Below are 368 nucleotides of genomic sequence, written 5' to 3'. Positions count from 1 at the left end.
ATCGAGAATCCTCAATTCAGCTAAATTAAAACAAACGTCGCGATCAGTTCGGAGCGGTAAACACATCCAACTGAAACTTCATGCCTTTTCCCTGCAGCCTCTCAACAGCGCAAATTGAATGCAGGTAGAGATACTGCATGGGAGCATCGTCCTCATCGGACCAAAGGTTGCGGACCGAAATCTCGACAGCCTGTCGATCACTTGTCTCGATGCGTTCATCGCAGAACCAACACGATATGCCGGGCTTGTCGGTCATTTCACCACGCCCAGTTCCTTGCCAACCTCTCCGAACGCCTCGACGGCGCGATCGATGTCGGCATCGGAATGAGCGGCAGACATCTGCGTGCGGATGCGCGCCTGGCCCTTCG

The 368-nt window shown here is 54.1% G+C and carries 1 protein-coding gene; it reads right to left on the bottom strand.

Features of this window, described 5'->3' with window-relative positions; genetic code table 11:
• Positions 1 to 43: 43 nt before the first annotated feature.
• Positions 44 to 256 carry a hypothetical protein gene (locus EN807_RS33255; protein ID WP_127227429.1) on the bottom strand — a complete coding sequence of 71 codons (213 nt, stop codon included), beginning with the start codon at positions 254 to 256 and terminating at the stop codon, positions 44 to 46.
• Positions 257 to 368: the final 112 nt, after the last annotated feature.

The sequence above is a fragment of the Mesorhizobium sp. M5C.F.Ca.ET.164.01.1.1 genome, assembly GCF_004792125.1.
Taxonomy (GTDB): Bacteria; Pseudomonadota; Alphaproteobacteria; order Rhizobiales; family Rhizobiaceae; genus Mesorhizobium; species Mesorhizobium wenxiniae.
This window is presented reverse-complemented; position numbering and strand designations above follow the sequence as displayed.

Coding starts and splice junctions, on each gene's coding strand:
- EN807_RS33255 (WP_127227429.1), bottom strand. CDS start 256: ATGACCGACAAGCCCGGCATATCGTGTTGGTTCTGCGATGAACGCATC.